Origin of the sequence: Acinetobacter sp. ESL0695, from assembly GCF_029392135.1 — a bacterium.
Taxonomy (GTDB): Bacteria; Pseudomonadota; Gammaproteobacteria; order Pseudomonadales; family Moraxellaceae; genus Acinetobacter; species Acinetobacter pollinis.
The window spans coordinates 1,906,434-1,926,558 of the sequence record NZ_CP113932.1 but is presented as its reverse complement, the minus strand read 5'-3'; the positions used below and the strand labels follow the sequence as shown (position 1 = coordinate 1,926,558).

Annotated in this window: 18 protein-coding genes; 10 read left to right on the top strand and 8 right to left on the bottom strand. The window is 37.2% G+C overall.

What is annotated here, in order from left to right:
• Positions 1-5 precede the first annotated feature (5 nt).
• Positions 6-1,649, bottom strand: a complete 1,644-nt coding sequence (locus tag OZX61_RS09175; RefSeq protein ID WP_196337611.1) for an MFS transporter — start codon at positions 1,647-1,649, stop codon at positions 6-8.
• Between the two features lie 301 nt (positions 1,650-1,950).
• Here OZX61_RS09175 and OZX61_RS09170 point away from each other — a divergent pair, with 301 nt between their 5' ends.
• Positions 1,951-2,706, top strand: a complete 756-nt coding sequence (locus OZX61_RS09170) for a class I SAM-dependent methyltransferase (protein WP_277094617.1) — start codon at positions 1,951-1,953, stop codon at positions 2,704-2,706.
• 7 nt (positions 2,707-2,713) lie between these two features.
• On the opposite strand, the gene OZX61_RS09165 is transcribed toward OZX61_RS09170, so the two are convergent.
• On the bottom strand, positions 2,714-3,256 hold the full coding sequence (locus OZX61_RS09165; RefSeq protein ID WP_195771174.1) for a DUF2062 domain-containing protein: 543 nt from the start codon (positions 3,254-3,256) through the stop codon (positions 2,714-2,716).
• Positions 3,257-3,357: 101 nt separating this feature from the next.
• The gene (locus tag OZX61_RS09160) at positions 3,358-4,524 is read right to left on the bottom strand and encodes a benzoate/H(+) symporter BenE family transporter (RefSeq protein WP_195771073.1); all 1,167 of its coding nucleotides are present in this window, start codon (positions 4,522-4,524) and stop codon (positions 3,358-3,360) included.
• Positions 4,525-4,680: 156 nt separating this feature from the next.
• Between OZX61_RS09160 and OZX61_RS09155 the strand changes: the two genes are divergently transcribed.
• A complete protein-coding gene (locus OZX61_RS09155; RefSeq protein WP_195771074.1) occupies positions 4,681-5,157 on the top strand; it encodes an Lrp/AsnC family transcriptional regulator in 477 nt (158 codons plus the stop codon).
• 19 nt (positions 5,158-5,176) lie between these two features.
• Here the strand turns inward: OZX61_RS09155 and hemJ are convergent, their stop codons facing one another.
• Positions 5,177-5,629 (bottom strand): protoporphyrinogen oxidase HemJ, encoded by a 453-nt coding sequence (gene hemJ, locus OZX61_RS09150; RefSeq protein WP_277094616.1) that lies wholly within the window; start codon positions 5,627-5,629, stop codon positions 5,177-5,179.
• 14 nt (positions 5,630-5,643) lie between these two features.
• Entirely contained in the window at positions 5,644-6,873 is a 1,230-nt protein-coding gene (locus tag OZX61_RS09145) for a beta-ketoacyl synthase N-terminal-like domain-containing protein (RefSeq protein WP_195771076.1), read from the bottom strand.
• Positions 6,874-7,127: 254 nt separating this feature from the next.
• Here OZX61_RS09145 and OZX61_RS09140 point away from each other — a divergent pair, with 254 nt between their 5' ends.
• The 6 genes from OZX61_RS09140 (at position 7,128) to rimI (ending at position 13,543) form a co-directional block, all read left to right on the top strand.
• A complete protein-coding gene (locus OZX61_RS09140) occupies positions 7,128-8,141 on the top strand; it encodes an EcsC family protein (protein ID WP_277094615.1) in 1,014 nt (337 codons plus the stop codon).
• Between the two features lie 282 nt (positions 8,142-8,423).
• A complete protein-coding gene (rpsL, locus tag OZX61_RS09135) occupies positions 8,424-8,798 on the top strand; it encodes a 30S ribosomal protein S12 (protein WP_023272703.1) in 375 nt (124 codons plus the stop codon).
• Positions 8,799-8,954: 156 nt separating this feature from the next.
• The gene (rpsG, locus tag OZX61_RS09130) at positions 8,955-9,425 is read left to right on the top strand and encodes a 30S ribosomal protein S7 (protein ID WP_070069440.1); all 471 of its coding nucleotides are present in this window, start codon (positions 8,955-8,957) and stop codon (positions 9,423-9,425) included.
• 125 nt (positions 9,426-9,550) lie between these two features.
• Complete coding sequence (fusA, locus tag OZX61_RS09125) at positions 9,551-11,683, top strand: elongation factor G (protein ID WP_195771078.1); 2,133 nt, start codon at positions 9,551-9,553, stop codon at positions 11,681-11,683.
• A 92-nt stretch (positions 11,684-11,775) separates the two neighbouring features.
• The gene (gene tuf / locus OZX61_RS09120) at positions 11,776-12,966 is read left to right on the top strand and encodes an elongation factor Tu (RefSeq protein ID WP_195771079.1); all 1,191 of its coding nucleotides are present in this window, start codon (positions 11,776-11,778) and stop codon (positions 12,964-12,966) included.
• Positions 12,967-13,084: 118 nt separating this feature from the next.
• Positions 13,085-13,543, top strand: a complete 459-nt coding sequence (rimI, locus tag OZX61_RS09115; RefSeq protein WP_277094614.1) for a ribosomal protein S18-alanine N-acetyltransferase — start codon at positions 13,085-13,087, stop codon at positions 13,541-13,543.
• A gap of 4 nt (positions 13,544-13,547) precedes the next feature.
• Here the strand turns inward: rimI and OZX61_RS09110 are convergent, their stop codons facing one another.
• The 3 genes from OZX61_RS09110 to trxB form a co-directional block, all read right to left on the bottom strand.
• Positions 13,548-14,363: an arginyltransferase gene (locus OZX61_RS09110; protein WP_277094613.1), complete on the bottom strand. Its 816-nt coding sequence runs from the start codon at positions 14,361-14,363 to the stop codon at positions 13,548-13,550.
• A gap of 21 nt (positions 14,364-14,384) precedes the next feature.
• Positions 14,385-15,119: a leucyl/phenylalanyl-tRNA--protein transferase gene (aat, locus tag OZX61_RS09105; RefSeq protein WP_277094612.1), complete on the bottom strand. Its 735-nt coding sequence runs from the start codon at positions 15,117-15,119 to the stop codon at positions 14,385-14,387.
• 62 nt (positions 15,120-15,181) lie between these two features.
• Positions 15,182-16,132 (bottom strand): thioredoxin-disulfide reductase, encoded by a 951-nt coding sequence (gene trxB, locus OZX61_RS09100; protein ID WP_196337615.1) that lies wholly within the window; start codon positions 16,130-16,132, stop codon positions 15,182-15,184.
• A 243-nt stretch (positions 16,133-16,375) separates the two neighbouring features.
• On the opposite strand from trxB, the gene OZX61_RS09095 reads away from it, so the two are divergent.
• Both OZX61_RS09095 and OZX61_RS09090 read left to right on the top strand, forming a co-directional pair.
• Positions 16,376-19,297 (top strand): DNA translocase FtsK, encoded by a 2,922-nt coding sequence (locus tag OZX61_RS09095; protein WP_277094611.1) that lies wholly within the window; start codon positions 16,376-16,378, stop codon positions 19,295-19,297.
• A gap of 89 nt (positions 19,298-19,386) precedes the next feature.
• On the top strand, positions 19,387-20,007 hold the full coding sequence (locus tag OZX61_RS09090; protein ID WP_277094610.1) for a LysE family transporter: 621 nt from the start codon (positions 19,387-19,389) through the stop codon (positions 20,005-20,007).
• The last annotated feature ends 118 nt before the right edge of the window (positions 20,008-20,125 follow it).

Here is a 20,125-nt window from a genome sequence, read left to right as displayed (position 1 = left end):
AAATGTTAGGCATTCTTTTTACGGGATGCATAAAACTTATCCCACAAAATATTAAAGCTTGTCCAAAGAAATAGAATAATTGCAATCCAGCTATTTAAGTTGATGACATCATTATAAGCACGTACCTGAGCTTCTCGTGTCGCAATTTGTGCCAGTGATTTGACGGCTTGACCTTGATCTTGTGAAGTATCTGTAAGATTAGAACTATATTTTGCTTTGTACTGATTAATTCGATTGGTGACATTTGGATCTGTCGCATCCATAGTTCGGTTAATATCTAACTGATAGACCTGTGTTTGATGTTTTTGATACGTATTATAAAATGATGAGCCTACTAAACTACCAAAGTTTTGGGTGGCAGAAAATAGCACAATAAAGGTGACTACATAGCTTGCACCTTGTTGTAATGTCTTTCCCATACCTGTTAAAAGTAATGGGCCAATAAACACACCATTTGCAAATGCAATGAGGAACTGACTATAAAAAAAGTTTTCTGGACGTACATCACTGGTTAGGTGTGCATCTAATCGACTTGCAATAAGAATTAGGAATGTTGCGAGTAGAAGGTGTAAGACTGTTCTTTCACGAGAAAAAGTAAGTGCACTAAAAACAACACCACATATCGTTGCAATAAAAATAACACTATATAGTCCTACAAATTGGTCTGGGCCCATACCTACGGTTTTTAAAAAATTGACAGCGGCATAACTCTGTTCTGAAAGTAAGAAGCGTAGAAAAAATGCACCAAAAATAAACCGAATCATGGGGATAGTACCCAACCATCGTGTCATTAAAAGAGGGTTAGTTCTTTGATGCTCGTAGAAAAAACCAAATACAATAAGTGTAAAGCCTATAATGAGGATATACGCTAACCATGGGCTATCAAACCACCATAGAATAGGGCCTTGTGTTAAAACAATACATAAACATGCAAAACCTGGTGCAAGAAGTGCAAATGTAAATATATCTCCTTTTTCAAATACAGCAATACGAATACTGCGTGGTAATTTTAATGAAACCACCATGGCATAACAACAAATTGCAAGTCCAAGCTCAAATGTATATAGGTCTTCCCAGTTATTTACATTCACCAGATAAGGGGAAATAATCCACGCAAGTGGTATGCCAAGCTGGCCAAATCCAAAGCCCAAATATAGCCCTTTGAGGCGATGTACCTTACCAAAAGCTTGCATAATGTAATACATGCCTAAAGAGCTAAGAGGAGCTGCCACAAAACCACTAATGCAACGTGCAAAAACAGCCATGTGATAATTCTGTACCAACAGGTGGAGTACCATTACAGCAATAAACCCCAGTAAACCAATCTCTGTGAATGCCCGTAAACCGTACTGTTGCCTTGCTTTAAATAAGATAAGGTTTGAACTGACATTCGCCATTACATAAGCTGCAGGTAACCATGCACCTTCAGAGGGGGTAATGCCATACTGACCTTGTAGTTGTGGTAGATTCGCCGTGATAAAACCGTTGCTTAAACCAGAAGTAATGGCAATAAATGTACCAATAATAAAGTATAGATAGCGCTTTGATTTGGGATGATCTAAAGCTGGTGGAGAACCAGGGATGACTGGTTTTTCATCATCCTCCCATGCAGGGGGTGTTTCTAAATATCTGGGTTTATCATTGGACATGAAATACCTAATCTTTGACAATTATGTGGCGAGATTCGTTCTTAGATTTTTCTTATTCTAAGATGTATTACTTAATATATATTGGTATCGGTAACTTCGATTTATAATAAAAATATTATAAATCAAAGCATATAAAAATATTGGAAATTAAATTTTTTATTATGTAAGTCATACTTATTCACTAGTTATATAGTGAATAAGTGATAAAAAAAAATTATGATTCAAATTAAAATAATTGAATTTTTATTATTAAATAAATCCTTTAAGTTTATTAAATGTTCTGTAACTAAGAAAGTGAATAATGAAAACACAACACGATATTAATCAAAAACAATATGCAGATAAATCGATCAGTTATTTAAATAGCCAAGTTCATGCACAAGGTATTGAGTTCAAAAAAATCATAAACTTAATTTCAAATCAGCAGAAAAGTTGTGTTCTAGATTTAGGGTGCGGTGGTGGTCATGTCTCTTATCAAATAGCACCTTTTGTGAAAGAGGTTGTGGCATATGATTTATCTGCCGAAATGTTGGAAACTGTTAAAGATGCGGCAAATCAAAAACAGTTAAATAATATTAGAGTTCAGCAAGGCCCTGCGGAAAGGCTTCCTTTTTCAGATCAAACATTTGATTTTGTGGTTAGTCGCTTTTCAGCACATCATTGGCAAAATATTAGTCAAGCAATGCAAGAAATAAGACGGGTGCTTACCAAGGGTGGCGTATTTATTCTGATTGATATCGTAGGTTCAAATAATCCAGCATTTGATACATTTTTGCAAAGTATTGAAGTAATCCGAGATCCAAGTCATGTAAGAGATTATAGTTTAGCGGAATGGATTAATTTGGCTGAGAAAGCTGAGTTTGAGGTCGATATTATTGAGAAGCAAAAATTACAGCTTGATTTTCAGCAGTGGGTTGAACGTATGAAAACGCCGTCAGAAGCCATTCATACAATTCGATATTTGCAAGAAAGTGTATCTGATCATGTAAGGAGTTATTTTAATATTCAATCAGATGGAAGTTTTGAAACAGAAGTGGGTTATTTTGTCTTTCGCTAATATCTTATTAAATATGACGTTTATGCCACTGGTGAATGGTGCTCCATCGCCAACTGATTAGAGTCACTACATATAAAATAAGAGAGAAAGATAGTGCCTCGATAAGTAGTCCTGAAAACAATACTTTGGTTATGGTTGTATCAATATACCCATGACCAAAATGCGTTAACCAAGTTGAAATCTGATGGAATGTCGTAAGTAAAACTTCTTTATCAATCATTTGTACATGATAAATTTTACTACCAATCCAAAATGCGATGTAGAGAATAGGTGCAATAGTTAAAGGATTGGTTAACCAAGCAAGACTTAAACCAATGGGTAAATTAACTTCAAGTAATAAAATTGCAATAACAATTAGTATACTATGGAATGGGATAGGCAAGAGTCCAAAAAAAGCGCCAATAAATACCGCTTTGGAAATAGATCTGCGATTAACATACCAAAGTAATGGATCTCGCGTACGACTTCCAAAAAGCTTCATCATCTTTGAAGATGCAACTTTTTCAGAGGTCGGTAGCCAAGATTGAAGCGTTTGTTTTAGCATAATTATCGCGTTATCTATTTCATATTTAGTATAACGTAGATTTAACTGATATTAATTTAATTAATCTTAAATAGAATTTATCTATATGATTTATATAAATAAATATTTTATTTTAAACGTAAGAATTTATAAATAATTATTCCGAAGACCAACCCCCAAAAAGCAGAGCCAATACCAAGAATTTGTATACCAGATGCGCTTAATAGAAATGTAAATAATGATGCATCACGACTGTCACTGTCTTCGAAAGCAACGCTGATGTTGTGACTAATTGTGCCAAGTAGGGCAATACCTGCAACGGTAATAATAAATAACTGGGGTAGGTTAATGAGTAGGTGGGTAAGATATGTTGCAAATATTCCCATTAAGATATAGCAGATGCCACAACATATTCCTGCAACATAACGTTTTTTGGGATCTGGATGAACTTGATGATCTAAGCTAACTGCGGCACTAATAGCAGCTAGACAGACAGAAAAAGCACCAAACGGGGCAAAGCAAGTTTGAGTAACACCAATCCATCCTACAATTTGATTGGTATTTGGTTGATAACCATAACTTTTGATCATGCCAATTCCTGGTAAAAATTGAGATGAGATATTTACAATAAATAGTGGAATTGCGAGGCCGATAATACTTTGCAGAGAAAAAGTGGGACTTATCCATAAAGGTGTTGTGAGCTCAAGAGATAAGCTAGGAATAGAGACATCGCAAAAAATTGTACTGAGTATAAAAGCAATACATACCATAATAACAATACTATAACGTGGTACATAGCGTTTAAGTATGAAATAGCTAGACAAGGTTCCTAATGTAAAAAACCACTGATCTGGCAAATGAATAAATAGATTTAAACCAAATTTAAGTAAAATTCCTGCAAGCATGGCACAACTTAGACTGAGTGGAATTTTAGACATAATTTTTTGAAATATGCCAGAAAAACCAGTGATGGCAACCAATATACCGCATACAATAAAAGCACCAATTGCTTCAGCAAGTGAGTAGTGCTGACTTGATGCAATGATGAGAGCAATTCCTGGTGTTGACCATGCTGTTGAAACGGGGTATTTATATTTCCAAGAGAGTAATGCTCCGATTAGCCCAATAGATATACCTAATGCAAAAAACCATGAAGAAATTTGAGCAGGTGTTGCACCAAGACGTTGAGCTCCCTCTATGACTAAAACAGCTGAAACACTTATTCCAATAATAAAAGTAATTATGCCTGCAAATGCTGCGCTGAGAGAGAAATCGTTTATAAGCTGTTTTAGCATTAATCAGGCCATTTTTAAGAGTTTATGCCGGTAATGTAGCAACTTAATAGAAGAATGTGCTTTCTAATTTAATTAAAAATTAATAAAATTATTTCAATAATGTGTGTTTTTGGGTAATAATATTTAAAAATTATACTTAATAAGGGGATATTATTTATGTCAGACGTTGGCTTGAATCAGCTATCGAATTTAGATTTAAAAATTATGCGTGCTTTGCAAGAAAATGGTCGTTTGACCAATGCTGAGTTGGCAAAAATAGTAGGTATTAGTAGTTCTTCATGTTGGAAACATACTCAACACTTATTTGCAATTGGTGCAATTGTAGATATCCGAGCAATTATTAATCCAATGATGGTGCAAAAAGAAACGGTTGTACTGGTGGGGGTAGTTCTAGATCGTTCTACACCTGATAGTTTTGAAGAGTTTGAAGCTCATGTAAAGAAACTACCAAATGTTTTGGAATGTTATTTAGTTGCAGGGGAGGTTGATTATTTCTTAAAGCTACGTGTTAAAGATTTAGCTGAATTTAATCGATTTCATAGTGAAAAAGTTATTGCATTACCAGGGGTAAGGCAAGTTAGGACATTCTTTGTCTTAAATGAAGTTATTACAGATGGGCTTTTATCTTTTTGATGAAGAAGTAAAACCTCAGTTAAAACTGAGGTTTTACTACAACTAAAATAACGACGGCAAATAAGATGACTGTAGGCAACTCATTGAACATTCGCCAAAATTTATGCGTCTTATAGTGAGCATTATCCATAAGTTTTTTTCGATAATAGCCACAAACAAAATGATAAATGACAAGCAGACCAACTAATCCAACTTTGAAATAAAACCAAAGTGCTTCATGATAATGTCGAGTTGCATCCCCCCAGTCTACTAAAAAGTGTGCCGTAATGAGTGTCGCGATCATTGCTGGCCACATAATTCCACGATAAAGCTTACGCTCCATAATTTGGAATCTTTCATGACTGACTTGATCATTACTCATTGCGTGATAAACATATAATCGTGGCAAATAAAACAATGCCGCGAACCAGCATACCACCGCGATAATATGTAGTGCTTTTACCCACAAAAATGCACTAGAGGGAGCATCCATAAGCCTTCCTTACATTAGCTTTCCCACTTTTTGAAAATGAGACAAGCATTTACACCACCAAAACCAAAACTGTTACTCATTACAGTATTTAATTTTGCATCACGTTTTTCAAGTACAATATCGAAACCTTCAGTACCTTCATCAAGTTCAGTCACGTTAATGTTTGGTGCAATGAAGTCATTTTGCATCATCAAAATAGAATAGATTGCTTCTTGTACACCCGCAGCACCTAGGCTGTGGCCTGTCATCGATTTTGTTGAGCTGACTGGTGGAACATTACCTGTACCAAAAGCATTTTCCATTGCTTTTAATTCTGTAATGTCTCCAGCAGGTGTAGAAGTACCATGTGAATTCACATAGTCTACTTTCTCAACACCATGCTGTTTTGCTTCGTCAAGTGCCATCAGTACACAACGTGTTGCACCTTCACCACTTGGAGCAACCATATCTGCACCATCACTATTTGCAGCGTAAGCAACAATTTCTGCAATAATATTTGCACCGCGTGCTTGAGCGTGTTCAAGTGATTCAAGAACAAGGAAGCCACCGCCACCTGCAATGACGAAACCTGCACGGTCTTTAGAGTATGGGCGGGAAGCAGACTCTGGTGTGTCATTAAATTTATTACTTAATGCACCCATTGCATCGAACAGTAAGCTTTGTGACCAGTGGTCTTCTTCCCCACCACCTGCAAGCATAAGATCTTGTTTGCCAAGTGCAATAAGGTTGTAAGCGTAGCCAATCGCATCTGCAGAAGTTGCACAAGCACTTGCTACAGAATGAGCGACACCTTGCAATTTAAATGCAGTGCCAAGGTTTGCTGTGATTGTGTTTGTCATGTTTCTTGGTACAAAGAATGGACCAACTTTACGAGCACCTTTGGTCTCTAGTATTTCATTCATTTCAACAACTGAAGCTGTTGAACCACCACCTGAACCACCTGCGATACCGTAACGAGGGTTGCCACCCAAGTCAGAAACTTCTAATCCTGCTTGTTTTAATGCATCTAATGCAGAGTTGTATGCATACATTGCACATACACCCATAAAGCGCTTTGTTTTACGATCAATATGGTCAAACTCTTGCTCAGCAGGTGCACTCACATGGCTCTTAAAGTTTAGATCTACATGTACTTGATTAAGGCGAGTACCTGAGATCCCTTTTTTTAAAGATTCAGTGACTTGTTCTAATGAGTTACCAATGCATGAGTTAATTCCCATGCCTGTAATGACGACACGTTTCATCGACAGATCCCTTTAATATGGTGATGAGTAAGTATTATCATTATGATATCAATTACTCATATATTGATGTTTAATGCATAATAACAGAAAGCTTTTTTAAATCTTATGGCAAATGGTATATGTATTTTTAGGATTCATATAAAAAATGAGCATGTTGTCGTATTTAATGAAAAGATACATATTAAAGTTGAGATAAATGGTGTGTAATTCTAATATTTATTAAGTATCTAAAGAAAAATAATTGGGAGATGGATATGCCAAAAACAGGTAATAACCCTTCATTAAAGCCAGTCCATCATATTTTTGGAGTGGCTAAAAAGCTCAGTAGCGAAGCGTTTCAAAAACTCAATGACCATACAATGAAAACAGATCCCATGAAAATGCAAACGAATAATACAACAAAACTAAATAACCAAACTTTAGATAAATCACAATTAGTCATGCGCCAGTACGTGCCAGATATGTCGCAAAAAATATTTGGCAGACATTATGGTTCTGTTTCTAAAATTGCGAGTTTTTTATCTCCAATTGGAGGAGATCAGGTTGCAGATTATTTGTATAATAAGATAAATCAAACAGCTGAAAAAATGAGTACAACAGATCTTATTTTATCGCAAGCTGGTGTAAAATCATTGCAGGACTTAGAGCACGATATTTTACGTGCAGGACGTTTAAGTCAGGCACTCATTGAACAAAATAAATGGCTTGTAAGTATACAAGCAGGCATTTGTGCGCCATTAGGTATTGTAGGATTGGCCATAGATGTACCTTTATCTTTAATTTTTGTATTAAAAACAGTTTACCAGACAGGTCGTGCTTATGGTTTTGAGTTGACCGATAAAGATCAAGATGTAATTCAATTTATTTTTCAAAATATTCCAATTGAAAAGATCGTAGAAAAGCAAAGTCTACTTTTGTTAATTCGATCAATTTCAGGTGCTTTAGAAACACATGATATTCAGAAATTACAAAGTTTTATGGGATCACAAAGTGACTTTGAATGGTTCTCTAATTTATTGAAAGATCAGTCGATTCAGCCTGAATGGCTTGAAAAAATACCTAAGATTTCTTTAGCAAATAAACTCACGCCAGTTATTTTATCTGGTTTGGGGGCAGTATACAGTTGGAAGCTTATTGATGAAGCAGGGCAACAATCACAGCATATCTTTTCTATTGCACGTGATTATCTTTTAAACCACCCCAATGAGCCACTTTCAATTCTTGATGCTTATCAGGCTTCGGTAAAGTCGATAGGAAACAGAAATTAGATATTTTTGTCTAGTTTCATACTGTATTAAAAGATAGCCTGATCAAGGTGTGTTTATATCAATTTTTTTGTCAGTAAATATATTCTTTCATACTTAATTATGCCGATGAGATAGTTAATATTTGTTTTATATAAATTTTTATTGAGTAATCGATTGGATTGACTCTAAAAAGGCTTTTTCATCTTATATTGACCAAGATATAGTTTTTGAATACAATTATGTGCCCTCAAAAAGAGTTAAATTTCCTTTTGTGGGGTTTTTTATTAACGGGAGAATTGCCATATGGCAACAACAAATCAATTGATCCGTAAGGGTCGTTCAACTTTGGTTGAAAAATCCAAAGTTCCTGCGTTGAAGGCTTGTCCACAACGTCGTGGTGTATGTACTCGTGTTTATACAACTACACCTAAAAAACCAAACTCAGCAATGCGTAAAGTTTGCCGTGTACGTTTAACTTCAGGTTTTGAAGTTTCAAGCTACATCGGTGGTGAAGGGCATAACCTACAAGAGCACAGTGTTGTGCTTATCCGTGGTGGTCGTGTTAAAGACTTACCAGGTGTACGTTACCATACCGTTCGTGGTTCATTAGACTGTGCTGGTGTAAAAGATCGTAACCAAGCACGTTCTAAATACGGTACTAAGCGTCCTAAGAAATAATTAGGCCTTAAAACCGAAAAAACCTTTAGCGTTTCGCTTGTTTGATCATTTAGATTTTTAAATCAAGCGACGTATAGTAAGGCCAGCGTCATGTGCATGACACTTTGCACAAACTGCTGGATCATCCTGAAGTGTCATATTATTAGGTGTATTAAAATGCCAAGACGTCGCGTAGTCGCTGCCCGTGAAATCCTTCCGGATCCTAAGTTCGGTAGCCAAACAATCGCTAAATTCATGAACCACGTTATGCAAGACGGTAAAAAATCGATTGCAGAAAGCATTGTTTATGGTGCTTTAGACCGCGTTCAAGAAAAAAATAAAGTAGACCCAGTTGAATTCTTCGAGACTACTCTTGAAAAAGTTCGTCCTATGGTCGAAGTAAAAGCTCGCCGTGTTGGTGGTGCTACATACCAAGTACCTATGGAAGTGCGCCCATCCCGTCGTACTGCTCTAGCTATGCGTTGGTTAGTAGACGCTGCTGCAAAGCGTTCTGAAAAAACTATGGCTTTACGTCTTGCTGGCGAGTTGCTTGATGCGGCTGAAGGCAAAGGTGCTGCAATTAAAAAACGTGAAGACGTGCACCGTATGGCTGAAGCTAACAAAGCCTTCTCTCATTACCGTTTCTAAGCGGATAAAACAGGCCTTCAAAAAAATAATATTAAAAATACTTGTATTTTTAATATTTGAACGCATTAAGTCATTTAGACTTAATGCGTCCTGTTTTATAAATAACATTAGGAATGTAAAACATCATGGCTCGTCAAACTCCTATTTCTCAATACCGTAACATCGGTATTTCTGCACATATTGACGCAGGTAAAACGACCACTACAGAACGTATCTTGTATTACACTGGTGTATCTCACAAAATTGGTGAAGTGCATGACGGTGCTGCAACGATGGACTGGATGGCGCAAGAACAAGAGCGTGGTATTACAATTACCTCAGCTGCAACGACTTGCTTCTGGTCTGGTATGGCTAACCAATTTAAACAACACCGTATTAACGTAATTGATACTCCAGGACACGTTGACTTCACAATTGAAGTAGAACGTTCTATGCGTGTTCTTGACGGTGCTTGCATGGTTTACTGTGCAGTTGGTGGTGTTCAGCCTCAGTCTGAAACTGTATGGCGTCAAGCAAACAAATATAAAGTACCTCGTTTAGCATTCGTGAATAAGATGGACCGTACAGGTGCAAACTTCTTCCGTGTTGTTGAACAGATGAAAACACGCCTTGGTGGTAACCCTGTACCTATCGTAATTCCAATTGGTGCAGAAGATACATTTACTGGTGTTGTTGACCTTCTCGAAATGAAAGCAATTATTTGGGATGAAGAATCTCAAGGCATGAAATTCGATCTAGGTGAAATCCCAGCTGATCTTGTTGACACTGCAGAAGAATGGCGTGTGAACATGGTTGAAGCAGCAGCAGAAGCTTCTGAAGAGCTCATGGATAAATACCTTGAAGAGGGTGATCTTTCTAAAGAAGACATCATGAAAGGTTTACGTGCGCGTACATTAGCATCTGAAATTCAAGTGATGCTTTGTGGTTCAGCATTCAAAAACAAAGGTGTTCAACGTATGTTGGATGCTGTGATTGAATACTTACCATCTCCAACTGAAGTACAAGCGATTCGCGGTATTTTAGATGACAAAGCTGAAACTGAAGCAACTCGTGAAGCATCTGATGATGTTCCGTTCTCTGCACTTGCATTCAAAATTATGAATGACAAATTCGTAGGTAACTTAACGTTTATCCGTGTGTATTCAGGTGTTCTTAAGCAAGGCGATCCTGTATTTAACCCAGTTAAATCTAAGCGTGAACGTGTTGGCCGTATCGTGCAAATGCACGCAGACCAACGTCAAGACTTAGATGAAATTCGTGCGGGCGATATCGCTGCATGTGTAGGTCTAAAAGACGTAACAACTGGTGATACGTTATGTGATGAGAAAAACATCATTACACTTGAGCGTATGGAATTCCCTGAGCCAGTAATTGCACTTGCAGTTGAACCAAAAACAAAAGCTGACCAAGAAAAAATGTCAGTGGCGTTAGGTCGTTTAGCAAAAGAAGATCCTTCATTCCGTGTACGTACAGATGAAGAATCTGGTCAAACAATTATTGCTGGTATGGGTGAACTTCACCTTGACATCATTGTTGACCGTATGAAGCGTGAATTCGGTGTTGAAGCAAATATTGGTAAACCAATGGTTGCTTACCGTGAAACAATTCGTAAAACAATTGAACAAGAAGGTAAATTTGTTCGTCAAACAGGTGGTAAAGGTAAATTCGGTCATGTATATGTTCGTTTAGAGCCAATGGATCCTGAAGGCGATAAAGAATACGAATTTGCTGAAGAAGTTGTTGGTGGTGTAGTACCTAAAGAATTCTTTGGCGCTGTGGATAAAGGTATCCAAGAGCGTATGAAGAATGGTGTCCTTGCTGGTTACCCAGTTGTAGGCATTAAAGCGACATTGTTTGATGGTTCTTACCACGATGTCGACTCTGATGAATTGTCGTTCAAAATGGCAGGTTCTTACGCATTCCGTGACGGTTTCATGAAAGCAGATCCTGTTCTTCTTGAACCAGTTATGAAAGTTGAAGTAGAAACTCCAGAAGACTACATGGGCGATATCATGGGTGACTTAAACCGTCGTCGTGGTATGGTTCAAGGTATGGATGACCTACCTGGTGGTACTAAAGCAATTCGTGCTGAAGTTCCACTTGCTGAGATGTTTGGTTACGCGACACACATGCGTTCTATGTCTCAAGGTCGTGCAACTTACTCTATGGAATTTGCAAAATATGCTGAAACTCCGCGTAACGTGGCTGAAGGCATCATTACTAAATTCCAAACAGGTAAATCAGGTGACGACGAGTAATCTTTCGATTACTATATTACCTAACCCAATTTGAGTTAAAAACCTATTGCTCATAAGTGACCCTTATGAGCAGTTAATAAAGGAAGATCATCATGGCTAAAGCCAAGTTTGAACGTAATAAACCACACGTAAACGTGGGAACAATTGGTCACGTTGACCATGGTAAAACAACTTTAACAGCTGCTATCGCAACGATCTGTGCGAAAACTTATGGCGGTGAAGCTAAAGATTACGCAGCAATCGACTCTGCGCCTGAAGAAAAAGCTCGTGGTATTACAATTAATACATCTCACGTAGAATATGATTCTCCAACTCGTCACTACGCTCACGTAGACTGCCCAGGACACGCCGATTATGTTAAAAACATGATCACTGGTGCTGCTCAGATGGACGGTGCGATCCTTGTATGTGCTGCGACTGATGGTCCTATGCCACAAACTCGTGAACACATCCTTCTTTCTCGTCAGGTAGGTGTACCTTTCATCATCGTATTCTTAAACAAGTGTGACCTTGTTGATGATGAAGAGTTACTTGAATTAGTAGAAATGGAAGTTCGTGAACTTCTTTCTTCTTATGACTTCCCTGGTGATGACACTCCTGTAATCCGTGGTTCAGCATTAGCTGCACTTAATGGTGACCAAGGTGAGTATGGCGAATCTGCAGTAATTGCTCTAGTAGAAGCGTTAGACTCTTACATTCCTGAGCCAGAGCGTGCTATCGATAAAGCATTCTTAATGCCAATCGAAGATGTGTTCTCAATTTCTGGTCGTGGTACAGTTGTAACTGGCCGTGTAGAATCAGGTATTGTAAAAGTTGGTGAAGAAGTTGAAATCGTTGGTATTAAAGACACGGTTAAAACAACTGTAACTGGCGTTGAAATGTTCCGTAAACTGCTAGACGAAGGTCGTGCAGGCGAGAACTGTGGTGTTCTTTTACGTGGTACTAAGCGTGAAGACGTACAACGTGGTCAAGTATTGGCTAAGCCAGGTGCAATTAAGCCACACACTAAATTCGACGCAGAAGTATATGTACTTGCGAAAGAAGAAGGTGGTCGTCATACTCCATTCTTAAATGGTTACCGTCCACAGTTCTATTTCCGTACAACTGACGTAACTGGTGCAATCCAGTTGAAAGAAGGCGTTGAAATGGTTATGCCAGGTGACAACGTTGAAATGTCAGTAGAATTGATCCACCCAATCGCAATGGACGCAGGCTTACGCTTCGCGATTCGTGAAGGTGGTCGTACTGTAGGTGCTGGTGTTGTTTCTAAAGTAACAGCATAATCACTGAAAAGTAAAAAAACGCTCCTTTGGGGCGTTTTTTTATTGCAAAAAATTTGTTTTATCTAGAAAAAACGCTTAAAAAGATTATAATCAGCAAAAATTTACTAACTCATTAATTATGATTCGTTTTATGGAGCAAGCTGATATTGCTCAGGTTTATGAAATAGAAAAAGCAGTACAAACACATCCTTGGTCATTAAAGCAATTTGAAGAAGCTTTAAACTATCAGGCAACAGTATATGTTAAAGATAATAAAATATGCGGTTTTTGTATTTTACAGCCCGTTTTAGATGAGGCGAATTTATTACTTATGGCAGTGATGCCTTCAGAACAAGGTCAAGGAATTGGTCTCAAATTATTAGAAGGATCTTTAAATTTATTAACGAATCATCCAATACAAATTTTTTTAGAGGTTCGTGAAAGTAATCTGGCAGCAATAAAATTATATGAAAAAGCTGGATTCCATCAAATTGATCTTAGAAAAAATTATTATCCCAATAAAGATGGTTCACGAGAACATGCGATCATCATGATTAAATTGTGTAGTGATGATTTTAGTGCATACATGAAAAAATAATCATTTATTTCCCCAAAAGATGTTGCCAATCTGTAGGATAGCTTGTCATTAAAGACTCGCCTAAATGAATGATTTCTTCTGATGATAATTGCTTATTTAAAGTATGCCATTGACCATCAATAAATAATTGAAAAGGGGCATATTGTGATTTGTAATTCATTTTATTAGAGTGGGGTACCCAATAACCAAGATAAACATAATCCAGATTAAGTGACTTCACATATTCGATTTGTTTAAGAATAGCGAATACACCAAGTGAGCGTTTATTCTCTTCAGGTTCAAAAAATGTATAGACTGCAGATAGTCCATCATCTAAAGCATCGCATACAGAAACACTAATAAGCTGTTCATTTTTCCAAAGTTCCAAGAAAAAACTTTCTGTACATGTATGCAGTAAGAACTTTTCAAATTGTTCTTGGCTTGCAGGGTACATATCACCATCTTTATGTCGGATGTTAATATATTTCTCGTACAAGTGATAATGCTGTTCAGTAGCTTCCTGAATCGGTGTAATTTTCATACTTAAGTCTTGGTTACGTTTCCAAGCCTTTTTCTGTTGGCTATTCATTGTGAATTCTTCAACAGGAACACGGCAAGAAAGACATTGTCGGCAAGAGTGACACTCTGGTCTGTAGATATAATCGCCACTACGCCGAAAACCAGTTCTAGATAGGTCTGACAATGTAAGTACGTCAATACGTTGTTTGGGGTCAAGAAAAACCATTCTTGATGGACGTGCATTTAAGTAGCTACAGTCATGTGGAGGTGTAATAAAATACTGTAGCGTACTTAAAGGGGACTTCGGGGTGTATGTATTCATATTCGTCTCCCTCCAGTTTGATTATTTGGAAAGTAGTTGCTTCATATTTGCAATGTTCTTACTAGAAAATACACTGTCCTGATACTTTTTCCAATCAATTCTAGGATGTTTTATAACAGATTGTAACGAATTTAAATAATTCTCTCGACTCATCGTAGTAGCACCTAAGCTAAGTAGGTGATCATTTACCAATTGACAATCGATCCATGGTAGATTCTGTTCAGTTCCTACTAGCATTAGTGTATAAAAAGCCATTTTTGATACATCTGTACGTTGACTAAACATAGACTCACCAAAACAGCCATGACCAATAGTTAAACCATATAATCCACCAATTAGCTCATCTTTGTCCCAAATCTCTATGCTATAACCAAAACCCTGCTCAAACATGGAGACATAGCTTTCAATAATATCTTCGCTAATCCATGTTTCATTGGTGTAATTTCTTGGTAGTGCACATTTACGTATGACTTGCTCAAATGCATGATTAATCGTGATTTTATAATCATACTTTTTCATATTTCTTAATAACGACTTACTTGGAATATAAGCATTCGGCAAGATAATACAGCGTGGTTCAGGACTCCACCAACAGATGGGTTCATCTTCATTAAACCAAGGAAATAGTCCATGTGTATATGCTTCAAGCAGAGTTGAAGGAGAGAGGTCAGCGCCGAAGCAAATTAAACCATGTCCTTCTGGGTCGGCATCTTTAGGCAATGGAAATGTATAATGCGATGGGTGAATATGACTCATAGTTAGATAACAATTTTATTTTAGGTATAAAAGAAAAGCCGTAATAATTACGGCTTTTAAAGTTATTCGATATTGTCTAGATATTTTTCAGCATCTAGTGCAGCCATACAGCCTGATCCGGCAGAAGTAATCGCCTGACGATAAACGCTATCTGCAACATCACCAGCAGCAAAAACACCAGCGACAGAAGTTGCTGTTGCATTACCCGCAGTTCCGCTGTGAATTTGGATATAGCCATCTCGTAATTCTAATTGGTCTTTAAACATCTCTGTATTTGGTTTATGGCCAATTGCAATAAATAGACCTTGGACATCTATATTTTGCGTTGAATTATCTACTGTAGATTTTAAGCGTACACCAGTAACACCAGTCTTATCGCCTAATACTTCATCTACTTGATGATTCCAAACAATTGAAATTTTACCTTCTTTTTCTTTTTCGAAGATATGATCTTGTAATATTTTCTCAGAGCGTAGGCTGTCTCTGCGGTGAACAAGTGTTACATGTGCAGCAATATTAGAAAGATACAGTGCTTCTTCAACTGCAGTATTACCACCACCAACAACCATTACATTCTGATTTTTATAGAAAAAACCATCGCAGGTTGCACAGGCACTCACACCTTGGCCCATAAATGCTTGTTCAGAGGCTAGACCTAAATACTGTGCAGTCGCACCAGTAGCAATAATTAGCCCATCACAGGTATATTCACCCATATCACCTTTCAGGGTAAATGGACGATTTTTTAAATCAACTTCATTAATATGGTCATAGAGAATTTCTGTACCAAATCGTTCCGCATGTGCTTGCATACGTTCCATTAATGCAGGGCCTGTAAGACCTTCAGGGTCACCTGGCCAGTTATCTACTTCGGTCGTCGTTGTTAATTGACCACCAAGTTGTAGCCCTGCAATAAGTGTAGGCTTTAAGTTTGCACGTGCTGCATATACCGCTGCGCTATAACCTGCAGGGCCCGAACCTAAAATGATCAATCGCGAATGGCGAGCGCTCATAAGAATTCCTTTATAATAAATCGTTAATAAAATTATACGCCAAAGAAGAATCTTTGTGTTGTGCGTAAATGTTGATATTATGGATGGGCTAAATCGATTTTAGCTATGTTAATATATAAATACTAACAAAGCGTTGCATATTTTCTTGTATAACATGTGCATAATATTAAAATTAAATCGTTGAAAAAAGTAATTTACTTTATTTCATAAATATTCATTGATTTTTCAAGTACAGGACAGTATATGACTGCGGTGTCGAGTGTGTATGCACAGCGCTTAATTACGACATTATTTTTAGTATCGTTTGGTATTTATTTGTTTTTAGCAACGGTCACATATACACCATTTGATCCTGGGTGGATGCACATATCAAGTGACACCCAAGAAGTATCAAATGCAAGTGGTGTTGCTGGTGCTTGGATTGCAGATTTATTATTTGGATTTTTAGGATGGGCAAGCTTACTCATTCCCATTTTTTTGTTCATTGAAGCGATTCAAGTGTGGTGGCCAAGAAGCTTTTTAAGTCGCCCATTCCGCTATGCTGCTCAGTTCTTTATATTGCTCGCAACTTCAAGTTTACTTTATCTATTTTGGAATGTACCAACCGATGCACTAACGAATGCGTCCGGTGGCATTATTGGTTACGAACTTGGAGAAAGTCTTTCTCATCTAATTACAATTTATGGTGCTAGTTTATTCTTGATTGTACTTTGGGGTGTACTTTTTACACTTGCCTTTGGTATACAGTGGAACAAAACATGGGTAACGCTGCAAGCGACGCCTAAATATTTACAGGATTTATTTTATCGTAACGTACCAGAAGCAGAAGCGGCTTACGATAAAACAACTGCGCCGAAAAAAATTGACAAATTAGAAGAAAATGAAGCAGTCACTCAGGAAGCTGAAAAGGCACCTGTTGAAAACATAAAGAAAGCACCAGATGCAGATCCTGCTGCTGAAAAATTATTTGATGATTTAGTGGTAAAACAAGCTGAGCATGAGTCTGTTACATCAAAAGTTTCAACGCCTACAACGCAGGCTGCTCCTCATTCGTCTAATGCGACTGTTGCAACTGGTCAAGTTTGGCGTGTACCGGATCAAAATACTGAAGATGAACAGCAAAAAGAAATTCATGCATTACTTAAAGCTTCTGAAGATGAAAATACTACTCATACACCTCATTCCAGTGTGAATTGGGATGATGACCAAGTATTTAATGATTTATTAAAGACTGTGCCAAAAGATGCGGTTGCACCAGATGTACACACACCTTTTCATATTGAGTCTGAAAAAACTGAAAATACATCTGTAGCTAAACCATCGGTTGCATCTACAAGTTATGATTCTCATGTTGATGATATTGAAAAATTACTTGCATTGGATCAAAAGGAATCTGAGCCTGAAATTCAGCACACTCCAGTAGAAGAAACCAATAAGTCAGTTGTAGAGAGTAAACCTAGAGAAACAAATAGTTATGCACAGTCTTCCGCTTTTGTCCAAGCAGATATTCAAACACATTTAAATACCACACTTTCAAAAGAAGAGTTTTTAAATGCATGGCAAGAAACTGCTGGAAAACCTGATGAAGAACAAGATGAGTTTGATTTTGATGCACCATTGACAGATGCATCTGGTCGACCAATGTCAAGAGCAATGCAGGTTGTTGCAAAAAGGAAAGGTTTATCGACTTTACCCGAGAAAAGCTTACTTGATGAAGTAGATCCTAATAAAAAAGTAAATTTTACTGAAGAGCAGCTTGCACGACTGTCTGAACTTCTCGAAATTAAGTTACAAGAATTTAATGTCAAAGCAACAGTGGTCGAAGCACAACCTGGCCCTGTTGTTACACGTTTTGAGTTAGATTTAGCACCTGGTGTAAAAGCTTCTAAGGTAACAAATATTTCAAGAGATTTAGCACGTTCTATGTCTATGGCATCTGTGCGTGTGGTAGAGGTTATTCCGGGTAAACCTTATATTGGTATTGAGGTACCCAATAGTAGCCGTGAAATGGTACGTTTAACTGAGCTACTAAATACTCAAGAGTATTTAGATCCTAATGGCCTAATTAGTATGGCTATGGGTAAAGATATTTCTGGACAACCTGTTTTAACTGATCTGGCAAAAGCACCACATATGTTAGTTGCAGGTACAACAGGCTCTGGTAAGTCTGTGGCAGTCAATGCAATGCTTTTATCTATGTTGCTTAAATATACCCCTCAAGATTTAAGATTAATTTTAATTGATCCTAAACAGTTAGAGCTTGCTAACTATAGCGATATTCCTCATTTATTAACACCAGTTGTTACAGATATGAAAGATGCTGTAAGTGCACTAAACTGGTGTGTGAATGAAATGGAACGCCGTTATAAACTGATGTCATTTCTTAAAGTTCGTAAAATTGTAGATTATAATAGAAAAGTAAAAGAGGCATTAGAGACAGGCGAGGACTTGATTGATCCAACATGGAAACCAAGTGATTCAGCGACTCAGGAGCGTGCACCAAGATTACAAACTTTGCCAATGATTGTGATTGTTGCTGATGAATTTGCTGACATGATTATGCAGGTGGGTAAAAAAGCAGAGGAAATGATTACTCGGTTGGCACAAAAATCTCGTGCTGCGGGTATTCATCTATTACTTGCAACTCAGCGTCCGTCTGTAGATGTTATTACAGGTCTAATTAAAGCCAATATTCCAACGCGAGTTGCTTTACGTGTAAATAGTAAAATTGACTCAAGAACTATTTTAGATGCCGGTGGGGCAGAAGATCTTTTAGGTCATGGCGATATGCTGTTTTTAGGACCCGGAAAAATTGAACCTGAACGTTTACATGGCGCATTTATTAGTGATGATGAAGTAAATAGAATTTGTGATGCATGGCGTGAACGTGGTGATCCAGATTATGTGGATGAAATTTTAACGCCATACGATGAGGAGCCATCGGCAAGAGCTAGTGGCGAAGGTGGCGAAGGTGCCTCAGATCGTGATGTACTTTATGATCAAGCCGTGGCTTTCGTACTTGAAAGTAGAAAAGCTTCCGCTTCATCTTTACAACGTAAATTTAGTCTAGGCTATAACAGAGCAGCAAGGCTAATTGATCAGATGGAAGACAATGGCGTGGTGAGTGCTGCTGGACCGAATAGTAAACGTGAAATTTTAGTATAAAAATAGAGCCTCTGAAATAGAGGCTTTCTCTTTTCTAATAAAGATTAAAAGTATAAAATCCCGTTTTTTAAAAGTATTCGGTATTTAAAGTGGTCACATTATTATTCACTTTGGCTTTTATTAATTTGTGTGCATTGCTTACACCAGGGCCTGATTTCTTTTTTGTGACACAAACAGCCATGAGTTACTCAAAAAGAGCTGCTTTATCTGTAGTTGGAGGAATTACTTGTGGAGTATTGTTTTGGTCCCTACTTGCATTTTTAGGTTTAAATCTTATTTTTGAAAAATTTATTTGGCTTCAAAAAATATTATTTGTGGTGGGAGGCAGTTATTTACTTTGGTTAGGTATTCAACTTTTAAAATCCGCTTTCAATAAGAAAAAACCAGAGACATCGTTGAATAGTTCACAAAGAGAAATGAGTCTAAAAAAATTCTTTTTCAAAGGCTTAATGACAAACCTTTCTAACCCTAAGGTTGTGATTTACTTTGGTAGTGTGCTTTCTATATTTTTATCTAATCCTTTGCTTGAACATATCCATGGTTTATTGCTATTCATTATTATTTCAGAGACTCTGATTTGGTTTAGTCTAGTTGCATGTCTTTTTTCTTTACCGCAGTGTAAGGCCTTTTATCAACGATCTATGAAATGGATTGATGGGATATCTGGTGGACTATTTACAGCTTTTGGTATTTTTCTAATTGGAAGATAATCTATTATATAAAATACCTTCCTTAGTTGAAGGTATAAAAAGAAAAAATTTGGTAGATAGTAATTTATTGGGTGGTTAGAAATAGTGCAAAAAAAAATAATTGGAAGATTATGCAACT

Coding starts and splice junctions, on each gene's coding strand:
- OZX61_RS09175 (WP_196337611.1), bottom strand. CDS start 1,649: ATGTCCAATGATAAACCCAGATATTTAGAAACACCCCCTGCATGGGAG.
- OZX61_RS09170 (WP_277094617.1), top strand. CDS start 1,951: ATGAAAACACAACACGATATTAATCAAAAACAATATGCAGATAAATCG.
- OZX61_RS09160 (WP_195771073.1), bottom strand. CDS start 4,524: ATGCTAAAACAGCTTATAAACGATTTCTCTCTCAGCGCAGCATTTGCA.
- OZX61_RS09155 (WP_195771074.1), top strand. CDS start 4,681: ATGTCAGACGTTGGCTTGAATCAGCTATCGAATTTAGATTTAAAAATT.
- hemJ (WP_277094616.1), bottom strand. CDS start 5,629: ATGGATGCTCCCTCTAGTGCATTTTTGTGGGTAAAAGCACTACATATT.
- OZX61_RS09145 (WP_195771076.1), bottom strand. CDS start 6,873: ATGAAACGTGTCGTCATTACAGGCATGGGAATTAACTCATGCATTGGT.
- OZX61_RS09140 (WP_277094615.1), top strand. CDS start 7,128: ATGCCAAAAACAGGTAATAACCCTTCATTAAAGCCAGTCCATCATATT.
- rpsL (WP_023272703.1), top strand. CDS start 8,424: ATGGCAACAACAAATCAATTGATCCGTAAGGGTCGTTCAACTTTGGTT.
- rpsG (WP_070069440.1), top strand. CDS start 8,955: ATGCCAAGACGTCGCGTAGTCGCTGCCCGTGAAATCCTTCCGGATCCT.
- fusA (WP_195771078.1), top strand. CDS start 9,551: ATGGCTCGTCAAACTCCTATTTCTCAATACCGTAACATCGGTATTTCT.
- tuf (WP_195771079.1), top strand. CDS start 11,776: ATGGCTAAAGCCAAGTTTGAACGTAATAAACCACACGTAAACGTGGGA.
- rimI (WP_277094614.1), top strand. CDS start 13,085: ATGATTCGTTTTATGGAGCAAGCTGATATTGCTCAGGTTTATGAAATA.
- OZX61_RS09110 (WP_277094613.1), bottom strand. CDS start 14,363: ATGAATACATACACCCCGAAGTCCCCTTTAAGTACGCTACAGTATTTT.
- aat (WP_277094612.1), bottom strand. CDS start 15,119: ATGAGTCATATTCACCCATCGCATTATACATTTCCATTGCCTAAAGAT.
- trxB (WP_196337615.1), bottom strand. CDS start 16,132: ATGAGCGCTCGCCATTCGCGATTGATCATTTTAGGTTCGGGCCCTGCA.
- OZX61_RS09095 (WP_277094611.1), top strand. CDS start 16,376: ATGACTGCGGTGTCGAGTGTGTATGCACAGCGCTTAATTACGACATTA.